Source organism: Agrobacterium sp. 10MFCol1.1 (assembly GCF_000381165.1).
GTDB lineage: Bacteria > Pseudomonadota > Alphaproteobacteria > Rhizobiales > Rhizobiaceae > Agrobacterium > Agrobacterium tumefaciens.
In genome coordinates this window covers 196,873-212,101 of the sequence record NZ_KB906080.1, presented here as the reverse complement: position 1 = coordinate 212,101, position 15,229 = coordinate 196,873, and the positions used below count along the sequence as shown (strand labels likewise).

General features: G+C 60.1%; 12 protein-coding genes. All 12 read right to left on the bottom strand.

Annotation, left to right across the window (positions count from 1 at the left end; all coding sequences use genetic code 11):
* Positions 1-124: 124 nt before the first annotated feature.
* The 12 genes from F617_RS0121055 to F617_RS0120995 all read right to left on the bottom strand — a co-directional run bounded on the left by F617_RS0121055 (position 125) and on the right by F617_RS0120995 (position 15,186).
* Positions 125-1,204: an LLM class flavin-dependent oxidoreductase gene (locus F617_RS0121055; RefSeq protein WP_019566591.1), complete on the bottom strand. Its 1,080-nt coding sequence runs from the start codon at positions 1,202-1,204 to the stop codon at positions 125-127.
* Positions 1,201-2,940, bottom strand: coding sequence for an ABC transporter ATP-binding protein (locus F617_RS0121050; RefSeq protein ID WP_019566590.1), 1,740 nt, complete (start codon positions 2,938-2,940; stop codon positions 1,201-1,203). The genes F617_RS0121055 and F617_RS0121050 overlap by 4 nt, the downstream gene beginning before the upstream one ends.
* Entirely contained in the window at positions 2,919-3,767 is an 849-nt protein-coding gene (locus F617_RS0121045; protein WP_013762004.1) for an ABC transporter permease, read from the bottom strand. The genes F617_RS0121050 and F617_RS0121045 overlap by 22 nt, the downstream gene beginning before the upstream one ends.
* Complete coding sequence (locus F617_RS0121040) at positions 3,764-4,768, bottom strand: ABC transporter permease (RefSeq protein WP_019566589.1); 1,005 nt, start codon at positions 4,766-4,768, stop codon at positions 3,764-3,766. The genes F617_RS0121045 and F617_RS0121040 overlap by 4 nt, the downstream gene beginning before the upstream one ends.
* A gap of 37 nt (positions 4,769-4,805) precedes the next feature.
* Entirely contained in the window at positions 4,806-6,455 is a 1,650-nt protein-coding gene (locus F617_RS0121035; protein ID WP_003518073.1) for an ABC transporter substrate-binding protein, read from the bottom strand.
* A 462-nt stretch (positions 6,456-6,917) separates the two neighbouring features.
* Positions 6,918-9,212 carry a molybdopterin guanine dinucleotide-containing S/N-oxide reductase gene (locus F617_RS0121025; protein WP_019566587.1) on the bottom strand — a complete coding sequence of 765 codons (2,295 nt, stop codon included), beginning with the start codon at positions 9,210-9,212 and terminating at the stop codon, positions 6,918-6,920.
* A gap of 18 nt (positions 9,213-9,230) precedes the next feature.
* Positions 9,231-10,637, bottom strand: coding sequence for an FAD-binding oxidoreductase (locus F617_RS0121020; RefSeq protein WP_019566586.1), 1,407 nt, complete (start codon positions 10,635-10,637; stop codon positions 9,231-9,233).
* Between the two features lie 121 nt (positions 10,638-10,758).
* Entirely contained in the window at positions 10,759-11,361 is a 603-nt protein-coding gene (locus F617_RS0121015) for a 2-hydroxychromene-2-carboxylate isomerase (protein WP_019566585.1), read from the bottom strand.
* Positions 11,358-11,936 carry a TetR/AcrR family transcriptional regulator gene (locus tag F617_RS0121010; protein WP_004431568.1) on the bottom strand — a complete coding sequence of 193 codons (579 nt, stop codon included), beginning with the start codon at positions 11,934-11,936 and terminating at the stop codon, positions 11,358-11,360. The genes F617_RS0121015 and F617_RS0121010 overlap by 4 nt, the downstream gene beginning before the upstream one ends.
* 48 nt (positions 11,937-11,984) lie before the next feature.
* Entirely contained in the window at positions 11,985-13,013 is a 1,029-nt protein-coding gene (locus F617_RS0121005; RefSeq protein WP_019566584.1) for a ketopantoate reductase family protein, read from the bottom strand.
* Between the two features lie 320 nt (positions 13,014-13,333).
* Positions 13,334-14,491 carry an ATP-binding protein gene (locus tag F617_RS0121000; RefSeq protein ID WP_019566583.1) on the bottom strand — a complete coding sequence of 386 codons (1,158 nt, stop codon included), beginning with the start codon at positions 14,489-14,491 and terminating at the stop codon, positions 13,334-13,336.
* Positions 14,488-15,186 carry a response regulator gene (locus F617_RS0120995; RefSeq protein WP_004431575.1) on the bottom strand — a complete coding sequence of 233 codons (699 nt, stop codon included), beginning with the start codon at positions 15,184-15,186 and terminating at the stop codon, positions 14,488-14,490. The genes F617_RS0121000 and F617_RS0120995 overlap by 4 nt, the downstream gene beginning before the upstream one ends.
* Positions 15,187-15,229 lie beyond the last annotated feature (43 nt).

Genomic DNA, 15,229 nt, shown 5'->3' with positions numbered 1-15,229 from the left:
TTTTTCTATCGAATATGTAGAAAATATTCCCTGCGACGGCCTTCGATATAGGACCAGCAACCGCCGCCGCGTTTCCGTCTTCAAGTCGCTGCCACGAAGTGGCAATCGCTCGGTGCCCTAACGGTTAAAAGGTGGGCGACCAGCCCAGGCTCGGAGCCACCGTGTCCGCCAGATCGGTCAGCAGTTGTATGTTTTCGGCGAGACCGAAGGCAGGCGGCAAAAACAGCACGACCTCATCGGCTGCTGCAAGGCCCGGATCGTTGAATACCGATTCCAGCACCTGATCGGGCGTGCCTTGGAAAACGGGCGAAATTTGAAACCCCGCTGGCTGGGTTGCCTGTTCGAGAGCGCCTTTGGGGCGAGATGCGGCAATACCCTTGGTACGCCGCTCCAGATCATAGGCGGCGTATTTTTCGCGAAGCTCGGCTGTGGTGCCAACCAGGATGGAGGCGGCGACGGCGACCGGAGGCGGTTCCGTTGTCCATGTCTTGCGCCATGTGAAACGGAAGGCCTCGATGATGCGGGCCTGATATTCCCCGAAGCTCTCGCCTTCTGCCTGATCGTGCTGGACGGTTCCCGAGATAAGGCCGATGCCGAGTTCCGCCGCCTGCACAGCCGAAGCAATGCTTGCTGCACCCTGCCGGATGCGCGAACGCAGTGTCGGGCTATGCGGCGTGACACGCAGTGCCGTGCCCTCCGGGTTGGATTGGCCGCCTTCGACACGGTGCAGGACATCGCCAGCGATTGCCGAGAGGAAGCGGGCCTGACGACGTCTGGCCTCTGTGCGGGCATCGGTGTCGACCGTGCCGAATACCGCGTCAAAGGCGGCGTTTGCGCCGGTCGAAATGGCAAGTTCCAGTCGCCCATCAATCAAAAGATCGGTCGTGCCGGCCGCCTCGGCAAGCAGGATCGGATCCTGATAGCGCATGGGGATCACCGCAGAACCGAGCGTAATATGCCGGGTATGCTGGCCGGCAGCGGCGAAGAACGGAAGTGGCGAGGACAGATAGTGGTCGAAATGCCGCTGATAGGCCCAGCCGGACTGGTAGCCCAGTTGTTCGGCAGCCTTGAACAGTTCGATACCCTCACGCAGCCCCTGCGCCGGCCCGGCATCGTCGCTGAAAGATACGCGGGTATTGAAGCCGAGCCGCTGTTTGGGGCGGAAGGACGTGGACGCAGTATCGATGGGTGCAGCGATGGTCATGCGATCTTTTCCTTATCGTGAACCCGCCGGGGCAGCGGCTGTGGCGCACGGGCGATGGTTGCGGCACCGGATGGGATCGATTCCAGCAGCGACGCGGTATAGGGGTGCTGCGGATTGTCGAAGATATCGACGACCGTTCCATGTTCGACGATACGCCCGCGCTGCATCACAGAAACGGTGTGGGCGAGCTGGCGTACCAGTGCCAGATCATGGGAGACGAAAACATAGGTCAGGCCGAGCTTCGCCTGCAGCGAGAGCAGCACATCGACGATGTCTGCCTGGACGCTGACATCAAGTGCGGAGGTCGGCTCGTCGAGCACGATCACATCCGGTCGGAGAACCAGCGCCCTTGCAATGGCAACGCGCTGGCGCTGGCCACCCGAAAGGGCCGTCGGCTTGCGGTTGAGAAGGTGTTCGCTCAAGCCCACATTGGCCAAAGCGTCACGAACAGTTTCGAGCCGTTCCGCACGGGTTCCGATCTTGAAACGATCAAGCGGCTCGCGCACCAGCTGTTCGACGCTCCAGGTGGGATCAAGCGAGGTAAACGGGTTCTGGTAAACGAACTGAAGATGGCGCCATGTTGAACGCAGCGACGTGCGGGAGCGACCGGTCAATTCTTCGCCAGCTACCGATATCGTGCCGGTGTCGGGTTCCTCGAGGCCAAGCAGCAGCCGAATGGTTGTCGTCTTGCCAGAGCCGGACTCGCCAACCAGCGCATGGGTGGTACCTGCAGGCACGTTGAAGGAGACGTTGTTGACCGCCGTCAACACCCTGTCGCCGACCCTGAAATTCTTGGTGACGGCATTGACCGCGATCTTTGGCGTCGTGGTGGACTCTGCCTTCAGCAGACGGAAACCCGGATCGCGCAGCCGGGCGTAGCGATCCGGATTGAGTGCCGGCACGTCCGCATGCAGCTTCCTTGCATAGGCAGAGGCCGGTGCGGAAAACACCGATGCGGTGCTTCCGGCTTCCTGAACCTTGCCACCCTTCAGGACTACCAGCGAATCCGCCCGTTCGGCGGCGATCGCCAGATCGTGTGTGATGAGGAGCAGGCTGATATCCAGCTCGTGCTGCAACCGCGAGAGCAGATCGAGGATCCGCTTCTGGATCGTCACATCGAGCGCAGACGTTGGCTCGTCTGCGACCAGAAGTGACGGGCGCGGCAGAACCGCAAGGCCTATGAGCACCCGCTGCAACATGCCGCCGGATAATTGGTGCGGGTAGGACTCGTAGACAACACCCGGGTTGTCCAATCCCACCTGCGCGAAGGTCTCGAGAATGAGGGCCTTGCGGATCGCCTTGTCAGGCTCGTCGAGAAGTGCGGCCGCCTCCATGGCCTGCGCGCCGATTGTCCGCACCGGATTGAGCGAATTGCCTGGATCCTGCGGGACAAAGCCGATGGCGCGTCCCCGCAGCGGTCGGAAGTTGCGCTCTGGCAGTCCCAATATCTCCTGATCACCAAAGGTGACGTGGCCGGTGGCATGTCCCCCGCTTGGCAAAAGCCGCAGGACCGCACGGGCGATTGTCGATTTGCCGGAGCCGGACTCGCCAATAAGGGCAAGGCTCTTGCCACGGCCGAGTTCGAAACCGACATTGCTGACGACCTCCTGGCCTCCATAGGCGACCGAAAGATCGTTGACCCGGAGAAGCGGGACAGGAGCCTGCTGCGGCTGCGGTCTGGCCGCAAAGGTAACGGGGCGGGCGATAGTGGTGGTCAGTCTGTCTTGCGTAGCCATCGGCTGATCCTGTTTACAGAGAGGACGGTCGCGATTGTGACGAAGGCGGGGGCGTATACGAGCCACGGCCATTTGAGGTAATCCTTGCCGATCGAGATCAGCAGGCCCCAGTCGGAGGCGGGCGGCGGGTCGCCGTATCCGAGAAAGGCAAGGCTTGCGATCACGAGGATCGACTCGCCGAACTGCAACACGGCAAGCGGCAGCACCGAGCGCGACGCGTTAGGCAGAACGTGGCGCAGAAGGATGAACCAGCGCGAGCCGCCGAGCAGGTACGAAGCCTCCACGAATGTCGCCTGTCTGGTCTTGATGACCTCCGCACGCGTGACGCGGGCAAAGACCGCCACGGCGGAGACGCCGGTGGCGATGGCGGCATTGATGGTCTCGAAACCGATGGCGGTGACCACGATCACCGCCAGCAGAAACTTTGGAATTGCCAAGAGCACATCGACCAGCCGGGCAAGTGTGATATCGACCCAGCCGCCGAGAAAGCCCGCAAGAAGCCCGATGAGACCGCCAGCGAAGACGCCGATCACGACCGCGACGAGTGCGCTGGAGACGGAAGAGGACGTGCCATAAACGACGCGTGCATAGACATCGCGGCCGAGGTGGTCGGTGCCGAACCAATGCGCAAGACTTGGGCCGAGCAATTTGTTCGTCGGCACCCCGACGACTGGGCTGTGACTGGTAAACAGGCCGGGCGCCAGTGACCAGGCGACGACGAGCGCGATAATGGCGAAGGACAAGGCGACGGTCAGCGGTATCCGCAGGCCTGTCAGCCTGTTTGCAGGGGTCGCACCCGGCAGGGAAGCGTTCGAGGCGAAAGTCATGGTGTCACCGCCTTGGTGGTGGAGGAATCCTCTGTAATGGCCAAGCGAGGCTTTCGCGCGCCGAGAATTTGCACGCGTGGATCGAGCAGGGGATAAAGAAGATCGGCAATCAGGTTGACGAGCACGAACACCACGGCTCCCAGCGAAACGATCGCTTGCAGGACGGGCAGGTCCTGCGTGCTCACGGAGCGCTGCACCAGGCTGCCGAGACCGGTTCGCCCAAAGACAGACTCGGTGATGAGTGAATTGCCAAGCAGTTCACCGACGGTGATGGCGATCACGGTGACGACGGGCAACGAGGCAGGCTTGAGCAGATGCTGTGCAAACAGCCGCGCCTGTCCGATGCCGCGGCTGCGGGCGACGGCCGCGTATTCCTGTTCTGCCTCCCTGTCGAGGTTCGCTATAAGCACCTCGGCGATTTGCGCAGAGAAAGGAATTCCGATTGTGATTGCGGCAAACACCGTTGCCCAGAAGCTATCTGGTTCGATAACGCGGAAGAGGCGCAGCTGAAAGCCGAAGAGATGGATCAGTATCAGACCAATCACAAAATTCGGTGTCGAGAGAAACAGCGATGGGAAAGCTCTTAGCAATCCCTGGCCGTAGCGCTTTGGTACCACCTGGGTTCCGTAAGCAACGGCCATTGCCAGAATCAAGGCGACGGCAAGTCCCGTGGATGCAAGGATCAGTGTCGATGGCAGCACTTCAGCGATGAGGGTCGCCACCGGCCGGTTGGAGCGCATCGACATGCCCAGATCACCAGTCAGAAACCCCGACAGGGACGACCACAGCTGCACGAGAACCGGTCTGTCGAGGCCCTGCGCGGCGATGATTTCCGCGATCTCCTGCTCGGTAAACCCGTTTTGCGGGTTCCTGAGCACGCTGGTGATCGGGTCGCCAGGCAGGATACTGACGACCACGAAGGTGAAGACATAGGCCAGCAGTATGACGACGACCGCCTGGCCAAGCCGCTTTGCGGCGTAGGTTAGGTAGGCATTGCTCATGCCGGTGACCTCCTTCAACGTTGCCTTGTTGTGCGCGTCAGTCGCTGATGGAGGCGGTGTAGTAGCTGGCATAAGCCACGCCGTTATACACTTCGCCCTTCAGCTTCGGGGACTGCACGTAGATCCGCTGCACGATCTGCGTTCGCGGAATGAAATAGCCCTGCTCAAGGACATATTTCTGCAGCTCATCGAGAAGCGGGCTGCGCTCGTCGACAGAGCCGGCGCCGGCGATCTTGTCGCGCAATCCGTTGAGCGTCGCGTCACGGTCGTCAAGGGCGAACCAGTTCTCGCCATTGTTGGCGTTGGTGAGAATGCTGGCGACGGTGCCTGCATCGATGAAGCTGCGCGTCACCTCATAGGTCGGGATGGCCGCACCGCCGAATTTGACCTTTTCACCAAAGGTCACGACGTCGTAAGCGCGGATAGCGACTTTCCAGCCGAGCTTGCCGAGTTGCTGGGCGATGAGTTCATCGACCGACTTGGATGTCGCGAGATAGGGATTGGAGTGGATCGTCAGCGACAGCGGTTTGCCGTCTTTGGTCCTGATACCATCGGCACCCTTGACCCAGCCCGCCTCGTCGAGCAGCTTTTCGGCCTTGGCGGGATCGTAAGCGAGAAGTGCGCTGTGGTCGGTCGCGCCCGGCACGTTGCTTTGGATGAAGGACGTGGCGAGCTTCCAGTCTGGCGTATAGACGGTGTCGATGATTTCCTGACGGTTCACGCCGGCCTGCAGCGCCTGGCGAACCTTCACATCATCATAGGGCGGAAGCTTGGTGTTGACCGCCCAGCCGTTGACGAAGCCGAGATAACGCGGCGTTGCGACGGTAAAGCCCTCTTCGTGCAGTGACTTCAGCTCCTGCGGCGAAGCATTATAGGCGACATCGGCCTGGCCGGACTGGACCGAGGCGACACGCAACGACGGTTCCGACACCAGCTTATAGGTGATGGAATCGAGGAAGGCCGGGCCGGTGTGGCCAACGGCGGCAGGACCCCAATTGTAATCCTTGCGCTTGACCAGCTTGACGTAATCTCCCTCCTTCCAGGATTCGACCACATAGGGGCCGCTGCCGGAAGTCTTGCTGAGATCGGCCTGCTGGGTGGCGGGCTGGGCGATGGTCTTCGGCGAGATCAGGATCGAGCCGTGGTAACCGAGCGTCGGAATAAAGCCGAGCGTCGGCTTCTTGAAGAAGACCTTCACCGTGGATGCGTCCACCGCTTCAGCATGGTCGTAGGTCTTGGGGAAAAGACCGATCGGGTTGATGCCTTCGCTCTTGCGTCCGGCATACCAGATGTCGAGATTGGCGACGACCGCCGCTGCATCCAGCGGTGTGCCATCGGAGAAGGTCACGCCGTTTTTGAGGTGAAGCGTGAATTCGGTGGCATTGTCGTTCTGCTCCCAGCGCTCGGCAAGCCAGGGGCTGACCTTACCGTCGGCATCGACATAAAGCAGCTTGTCGGCGACATGGCCCCAGATATGGCCCTGAAAGCTGGAAATGGCGCTGTTGTTCGGGATCCAGGTGTCGCCGAGAGAATCGATGAGGAAGGTAATGTCGCCGCCATTGCGTGGGGTATCGGCTGCCTCAACCGGAGCAGGCCCCATCGTCGTCAGAAGCGCGATTGCCCCTGCGAGAGTGGTGGTCAGCAGACCCCGACGGGAGAAGGAAAAAAGCGAAGAACGTATCGTCATTAAGAAATCCTGATTGGTCGCGTTGTTTCTTGTCTTTGTGATTTCAGGAACTATCGCCGCTCTGCGCCGGTCTTTTGCGGCCACACGAAAGGCTTCACACGACAGCGTTGCCGGTGGTTTCAATGTCCTGAAATCGGCAAAAATGTGCCTGCTTTACCTCTTGGAGGGTCCGACCGATGTTACGGCTTAGCCGTTACTTTCAGCCATTGACGGCTCGTTCGATCGCAGGCCGTGCTTGCTGATACATCGTGCGGTCATGACGCGGTCCCTTGTTTCGAAATTCGGTTCTTGATGTCTAACGTAGCAGGGTGGCCAGAAGGAGAAAGACCAGTTGTTCTTTTTCTATCGAATTAATGGATTATTTTGCCGCGGTTTCCGAAGGTGGTAGGATCAGCTTTTCCGACGCCCGAAATACGTTGGCGGTGCGATTTTTCAGGCAGTGCCGGAACACCCGTCCCCCACTTATTTTGCAAATGCCATCTTTTCGAAAATCCGCACCGGAGGCGCCTCACCGGCAAAACGTTCCACCTCCACTCTGGTAATCTGACCGGTCGATCCCTGCGCCAGTTTCGAGGTGCCGATGTCGCGCGTCAGGATGTTCGGATTGCCGTGAATGCACGTCGCTTGCTCTGCATGCCGGTCATGCGGTTCGAACCACGCACCCGTTGCCAGCTGCATCACGCCGTTGCGCACATCCGTGCTCAGGACGGCTGCGGCGAGGCAGCTGCCACGACTGTTGAACAGCCTGATGATATCGCCATCGGCAATGCCCCGGTGGGCTGCATCTTCGGGGTTGATGCGCACGGGTTCCCGGCCCTTAATCTTGGTGGAGCGGCTGAAAGCGCCATAGTCGAGCTGGCTGTGCAGACGCTGATGCGGCTGATTGCACACCAGATGCAGCGGATAGAGCGCTTCGTCTTCCGGTTTCGTCCTGCCGGGATACCATTGCGGATGGCCGCCGCAATCGTCATAGCCGAAACCCTCGATCGTCTCGGAGAAGATTTCGATTTTACCGGATGGTGTCTTCAGAGGGAAGGCTATGGGATCATCACGGAAGGCACGCGCAGGCCCTCCGTCATCCGGCTTGAGCGGAAGACCTATCTCTCCACGTTCCCAGAACGTTTCGAAATCGGGAGCCTCGTACCCACCGGCGGCAAGCGCCCCACGCGTTGTTTCATAGAGGAAGGCAAGCCATTCCCGGCTGCTGCGACCTTCGGTGAAGGTTTCGAATTTGCCGAGCCGGCGCGCGATCTCGGAGAAGATTTCATAGTCGTCGCGCGCCTCACCAACCGGTTCGATCAGCTTTTTCATCGCGATCATCAGAGGATCGCGGTCGGCGGCGCCAATGTCGTCGCGCTCCAGAGTTGTCGTCGCCGGCAGCACGACATCGGCATGCCGCGCAGATGATGTCCATGCGGTTTCATGCACGATGATGGTCTCGGGCCGTCTGAACGCTGCCCGTAGCCGGTTGATATCCTGATGGTGGTGGAAAGGGTTACCACCCGCCCAGTAAACCAAGCGGATATCGGGATAGTGCATCCTCTGGCCGTTATAGTGAAATTCCCCACCAGGATTGAGCAGCATGTCGGCGATGCGCGCGACCGGAATGAAATCCGCGACCGGGTTTTTGAACTGGTTAAGTGTCGGCAGGGGAACGGCCAGCAGGTTCTTCCCGACATTGCCCAAAGCGCCGAGGGAATAGGAATATCCGCCGCCGTCGAGGCCAATCTGACCGAGCATGGCGGCAAGAACGATCCCCAGCCAGACGGGTTGCTCACCATAATCGGCGCGCTGAAGCGAATGGCTGACAGTGATCAATGTTCTCGCGCGCGCCATGGTGCGGGCGAGTTCCCTTATAGTTTCCGTGCCGATGCCGCAGAGCCCGGAAGCCCATTCGGGGCTTTTCGCCACACCATCGGTCCGGCCGAGCAGGTAGTCTTCGAAACGCTGATAGCCGACGGCATAGCGGTCAAGAAACGCCCGATCGTGCAGGCCCTCGGTGACGAGAACATGCGCAAGTCCGAGCATCAGCGCGACATCGGTACCGGGTATGACCGGCAGCCACTCCGCATTGAGGTCTTTCGGAAAATCGTCTTTTAGCGGGCTGATCAGCACGAATCGCGCGCCGCGTGCACGTGCGCCATTCAGCTTCTGTGGCACGATATGCACGCTGTTGCCGCCGCCATGCACGTCCGTATTCTTGATCGCCATGCCGCCGAAGGCGACGATCAATTCGCTGCTGCGCTCGATTGCATCCCAGGTAACGCTCTTGCGGTCGAAATGATCGTAGGGTCCGAGCACATGCGGAATGATGACCATCGCCGCGCCGGAACTGTAGGTGTTGACGGAGCGCACATATCCGCCAAGCGTGTTCAGAAAACGGTGGACCTGGCTTTGCGCGTGATGGAAACGTCCGGCGCTCGACCAGCCGTAGGAGCCGCCGAACACGGCCTGTGGGCCGTAATCGCCGTAAACCCTTTGAAGCTCCTTCGCGACGAGGTCCGCCGCCTGCGGCCAATCGACCTCCACATAGTCGTCCGCCCCGCGTATCTGCGCGTTGCCCGGTTTCCCCTCCAGCCAGCCGCGCCTGACCGCCGGACGCCGGATGCGCGCGGCGCTATCGGCGATTGCCGGCAGATTGGCGAGCAAGGGCGAGGGGTGTGGATCGTCCGGATGTGGACGGATATCGAGCTTGCCATTCCGGTAGCTGCCGGAAAAGGCGCCCCAGTGGGAGCTGTGGGTCTTGTAATTATCCATCTGCGAAATCCCGCACGGTCAAAGCGTTTCTCGGCGGCTGGGCAAGTCTTGGCTCGGCAGGATCTTGCCCGGATTCATGATGCCGGCCGGATCTATGGCGTTTTTGATGATCGCCATGAGGTCCACCGCGTCGCCGTGTTCCTGCCGCAGATAAGCGATCTTGCCGGTGCCAACCCCATGCTCGCCGGTGGAAGTGCCGCCAACCGAGATGGCGTGCTGCACCATCTTTTTGTTGATTGCCGCCACCTCGTCGAGTTCGGCTTGATTTGCAGGGTCTACGGCGAAGACCACATGATAGTTGCCATCGCCGACATGGCCGAGAATGGCGGCGGGCACGCTGCAGTCGCGTAGCAATTCCCGGGTCCTGACGATGCAGCCGCTCAACTCGGATACCGGCACGCAGACATCGGAAGACCAGCCCTTGGCGTTCGGGCGCTGCGAGACCACGGCGTAAAACGCGTTGTGGCGCGCCTTCCACAGGCGGTTGCGGTCCTCCGGCGCATTCGCCCATTCGAAATCCCTGCCGCCATTGTCTTCCACTATGGCAGCGACCATCTCGACCTGTTCCTTCACGCCAGCTGGCGAGCCGTGGAACTCGAAGGCGAGCGTGTCCTCGACCTTGAGGGAAAGACTGGAATAGGCGTTGACGGCCTCGATCAGGCCACGGTCCATTAATTCCATTCTCGCAACTGGAATGCCGAGCTGCACGACCGTAATGGCTGCCGCAACTGCCTGTTCGACGCTTTCGAAGGAGCAAAGTGCAGCCGAGATGGTTTCGGGAATTCCGTAGAGTCGCAATGTCACTTCCGTGATGATGCCGAGCGTCCCCTCGGAGCCGACGAACAGCCGCGTTAGGTCATAACCTGCTGATGATTTACGCGCCCGCCCGCCGGTGCGGATGACCTGGCCGTTCGGCAAGACGACCGTCAGCGACAGCACGTTTTCTCGCATTGTGCCGTAACGCACGGCGTTTGTGCCGGAAGCGCGGGTTGCCGCCATGCCGCCGATGGACGCATTGGCGCCAGGATCGATCGGAAAGAACAGGCCCATGTCGCGCAGATGTGTGTTCAGTTGCTCGCGCGTGACGCCGGCCTCCACCGTGCAATCGAGATCCTCGGCGCTGATGCGGACGATTTTCGACATGCGCGACAGATCGACGGAGACACCGCCACGCACTGCCGTCAGATGGCCTTCGAGCGAAGTGCCGGTGCCGAAGGCGATGACGGGAACACCTTCAGCGGCGCAAAGCCGCACGGCTTCCGCCACATCATCCGTGCTCTCGGCGAAAACGACGGCATCCGGGATCGCCGGCGTGTGGTGGGATTCGCCACGGCCGTGTTGTTCCCGCAATGCCTGCGCGGTGGAAAAACGCTCGCCGAAACGGTTGCGCAAAGAGTCCGAGAGAGCGGGAGGCAGTGCGCTCATCGCGATACTCCGCGCGAGGAGGGCGGGAAAAGAGACATGAGAAACTCCACGGGAATGGTCTGGAGAGAGCCATGGCCGGGTTGCGGCCACGGCGTGACAGTCACCCGGTTTTCGGCGGGGATCAGGCGGCCAGTTTTTCGCCCTTGAGATGACGTTCGAGGAAGGGCAAGCTGTCCTGTCCCCAATACAGTTCGTCCTCGTAGCGGAATGTCGGAAGCCCGAACACACCGGCTGCCTTTGCGGCCTCATAATTGGCTTTCCGGATGGCTTCCACGGCATCGCTTCCGCCGCGTTCGTCCAGCGCCGCACCGTCGAAACCGGCTTTGTCAGCGATTGCGCGGCGAACTTCGGCATTGCCGATATCTTCGCCGCCTTCCCAGAAAGCTTCCTGAAGCGCCTTGGTCAGCCTCAACCAGTCCTCGCCCGCATCGATCGCGGCAATGACCATGAAGCCGGCCGGCGTGGGATCGGAAAGGGCGGCGCGATTGTCGAAGTTAAGGGACTTGCCGCGCAACGCCGCCCATCGCTTCAAATCCTTCGTCCAATAGGCGCGGCGCGCTTCCGGACGGTTGCGTGAGTAGATGGCGCCATTATCCTCGATCAGCGGGATGACATAGGGCCGTATCGTGGCGTTGTGCTCGTTAGCGAGCGCGGCGAAAGGATCCAGGCCGAGAAAGGCCCAGGGGGAGCCGATGCCGAAGAAATAGTCGATGGTCTTGGTCATATCTTGTCTCCTGAGGATATCTTGCCGGTGGCGAGATCGAACACCGAGAGCGCACAGTCCCGGGCGATGAGTACGGCATGCGGATCGCGCCCGACCGCGACGGTGGCAAGTGCGCCTTCGTAAAGAAGCGAAAGGTGGGAGGCGGCCTGATCCAGTCGCACCCCCGCTTTCGACATGACGGTCTCGAAAATATCCCGCACCATTCTTTTGTGGGTTCGAGCCACGGTGACGACGCGTTCGGAATCGCCGTGTTCGGCAACCGCGAGTGCAAAGGCACAGCCCCTGAATTCAGGGCTGTCGGCCTTCTCGTAAAGCCGCTCGAAAATCACCTGCAGCTGGTCCCTTGGATCAATCGTCGCCGTCAGAACATCCTTCAGCGAGCGAATGACACGATCGTGGCGATCCTGAAGATAGGCCGCGACAAGATGATCCTTGGACGGAAAATGCCGATAGAGAGTAGCTTTTGCGACCTTCGCTTCTTCGATGATGCGGTCGATACCGACCGCCCGGATACCTTCTGTATAAAACAGCGCTCCGGCGGCGGTGAGAATCTGGTCTGGAATGGCTTCTCTCATTTTATCGCTTCAGCTTGGTGGTTTCATGGGAAGAACGGGTCGCACGCATCATTGCGCGGCGGCGAGACCGGTTTTGTCGCGCTCGTGGAGCTGCCCGACAAAAGAGAGGATCGCGTCAAGCGGCACCGCCTTCGAGAAGGCGCCCTGATGCGCCAGCCTGCCGCCAAGAGACTGGATAGCCTCGTTATATGGTGTCGCGACGTTATGCAGACGGCCGAGCAGCACAATCTCACCGTTGAGAAAATCGATCTCGCTGGAAGCCCCCCGGGCAAAGCTCTGCCAGGTCGATTGCTGGCCTGGCTGAATGCCGCTGTTTTGAGCGATGCTCCAGCCTGAAATATCGACAGCCCGTTCAGAGGGAGAGGCGAGATTGTAGCCTGCTACCTCAAGCGTCTGGCGGGCTTCATTGACCAGCGCTTCGGCGATCGATGCTCGCAGATCGTCTTCTCCGTCGAACAGATCCAGCGCGTTGCGGACGTTATGAAGCAGTTTTGCCGATTTCCAGCGGCGGATATCGCTGCTGGTTTCCGCAAGATAATTGGCGCGTGTGAGGTCTGCGGCAATCTCCTTCGCCGTTTCGTCGGAACCGGCCGGGAAGCGCCCGATCGTGACCACGCCGACCTGCGGATTGCCGGCCGCCGCAACCGCGCCGGTTTGTGTAAACCGGGCAGGGGTCAGAATACTGGCGCCGTAGACATTGGCGAAGGTCCTGAGCGCCAGCGCTTCCGTCGCCAGACCGTTCTGAAAGGTAACCACCGGCAACTGCGTGGCTGTTAGACCTTCCACACCGGATACCTGTCGCCATGACCAGTCTGCCAGAGTGGCTGCCGCATCCTGCGTTTTGACGGTCAGCAGCAGGATATCGTCGGGCGCTAGGTCCGGCGGAGCGGATACGTCGAAGGCGTTCAGCCTTATTTGCTGCGTGCCTGAGGGGCGTTGGTAGCTCAGCCCCTGTTCAATGATGGAGGCAATTTGTGCGCCGCGTCCGACCAGAGCATATTTGATGCCGGAAAGCTCGAACTGTGCGGCAAGGCTCGCGCCAACCGCGCCTGCGCCAATGATAACGTATCGTGTCACCTTTTCCTCCAATTCAACCGGGCCGATAATGCGCCAGTATCAATTGCAGCGGTGCGGTTTGCTGGATCGATACGGGATTTCGCTCAACATCGGTCCTCCCTGATGGCGACCAATGATGACAGCTAAACTAGGCATGAGGAGCGTCTCAAGAAAGACAGGTCGTTCTTTTTCTATCTATTTTATAGAAAATAATTCGGCGTAAGGAAAATTTGCGATCACCTTATTCCCGACAGCAGTCCTGGCGCGGCGAAACCCTGGAATAAGCCCCAACGAAGCACACCGTCAGCGCGCGCGGGAGAGCATCAACTCGCCGGGATTTTTCAGGTGGCTGCCTTGAAGAGAACCGTGACGACGGTTCCGCCGTCTTGTCGCGGATCTATCTGCAAATCGCTGTCATGCGCGCTTGCGATCGCTCGAGCAATCGACAGGCCGAGGCCGGTGCCACCGGTCTTACGTGCACGCGACGGCTCTGTGCGCCAGAAGAGTTCGATGCCGTGTGCCTCGATGCCGGGGGGAAAACCCGGCCCCTTGTCTTCGATTGTTATGAAGGGACGTCCTTCCCGGACTCCGGTCGAGCAGAAGAGGCTCTTCCCGCTCGCCGCATAGCGGCGTACATTATCCATCAGGATGAGCAGTAGCTGTTGAAGGCGTTGAGGGTCGCCGCTAATTGGAGCCGTCTGCAGCGACATATCGAGACGAATTCCTGCCTCTTCGAGAAGAGGCCGTGCCGCCTCCGCCACGGCCGCGCATTCGGTAGCGAGATCGAGTGGCCGCATCTCCGTAACGAGACTGTTGGTTTCTGCCAGCGAAAGCGTCCGCAGATCGTCGACGAGACGCGCAAGTCCTTCCACATGGCCGATTAGGTGGCGAATGGCCTGCTTGTCGAGCGGAAAGACGTCATCGGCAATGCCGTGTAAACGGCCTTGCAGGATGGTTAGCGGGGTGCGCAGCTCGTGGGCTACCGCCATGGTGTTGAACTTCAACCGGCGCTCCATCATCTGAAGCTCCTGCGTCAAAGTCTCGAAACTGTCGACCAGAAATCCGACTTCGGCGATGCGGCTCGCCTTGATCTTTGCGCCTCCGCTGAAGTCGCCGGTCGCCATGCGCCGCGCCGCGTCGGCAAGTTCGCCGAGAGGTGCTGCAATGCGCCGGGAGATGAAATAACCAAGCAAGCTGCACAGGAAGACACCGAGCAATCCAAAGAGGAACACCGATTTGAGAAGTTCGCTATCTGCCTGGTCCTCCAGGCCCGGTAAAACCTCGATAAGGGCCTGAAGCTGGCTCTGATCCGGCATCACGCCCCGGTCAATATCCGAGAAAGCCTTGGCAGCATCAGGTGACAGTTGGGCAAGGATGCGCTCCTCAATGGTGTCCGAATACCAGGAAACGCCGAAATAGACCAACGCAACCGCAAAGATGAGCATTGTGGTGATTGTGATCGCCGTCATCGTGCGCAGGCGGAGCCGCCGGAACCTCATGATGTCTGCTCCCTGGCAAGTCGGTAGCCGATGCTGCGCACCGACACCAGATAACCGCCAGCACCGTGATCCGTCAGTTTTTTACGCAGATTGGCGATGTGCGTATCGACCGTGCGTGCCAGCGCATCGCTTTCCGGCAGGCAGGCATCCAGAAGATCGGCCCGCTGAAAGGCATAGGTGGGGCGACGCGTCATATGGGCAAGAATTCTGAATTCGCTGAGCGTCAACGGCAGAACGGTTCGTCCCGCATCGCTGCAAACAGCCGCGATGTAAGCTTCGGTATCTATTTCGATGGCGCCGAAACGCAGGATCCCTCCGCCAGTTGGCTGACGCGAGCGTTTTAGAACGGCATTCACCCGGGCGACCATTTCCTGCGGGTTGAAAGGTTTGACGATGTAGTCGTCGGCACCCAGGCGCAGACCGGTCAGCTTGTCCATATCTTCGGCAAGGGCGGTGACCATGATGATCGGCGTATCGCGCTCCCGCCGTATGCGTGTCAGCACATCGATGCCATCGAGCTTCGGTAGCCCGATGTCGAGAAGAATGAGATCCGGCCGCAGCATCGAGAAATGCGTCATGGCCGTCTCGCCATCCCCGGCTCTAACGGTTCTGTATCCGTCACGAATGAGATAGGCGTCCAGAATCTGCATGATGTCGGGGTCGTCTTCGACGATGAGAATGAGCCCTTTGTCCATGCTAACCTTACGAACTTACTGATATTACCGCTTTATTGCCGGG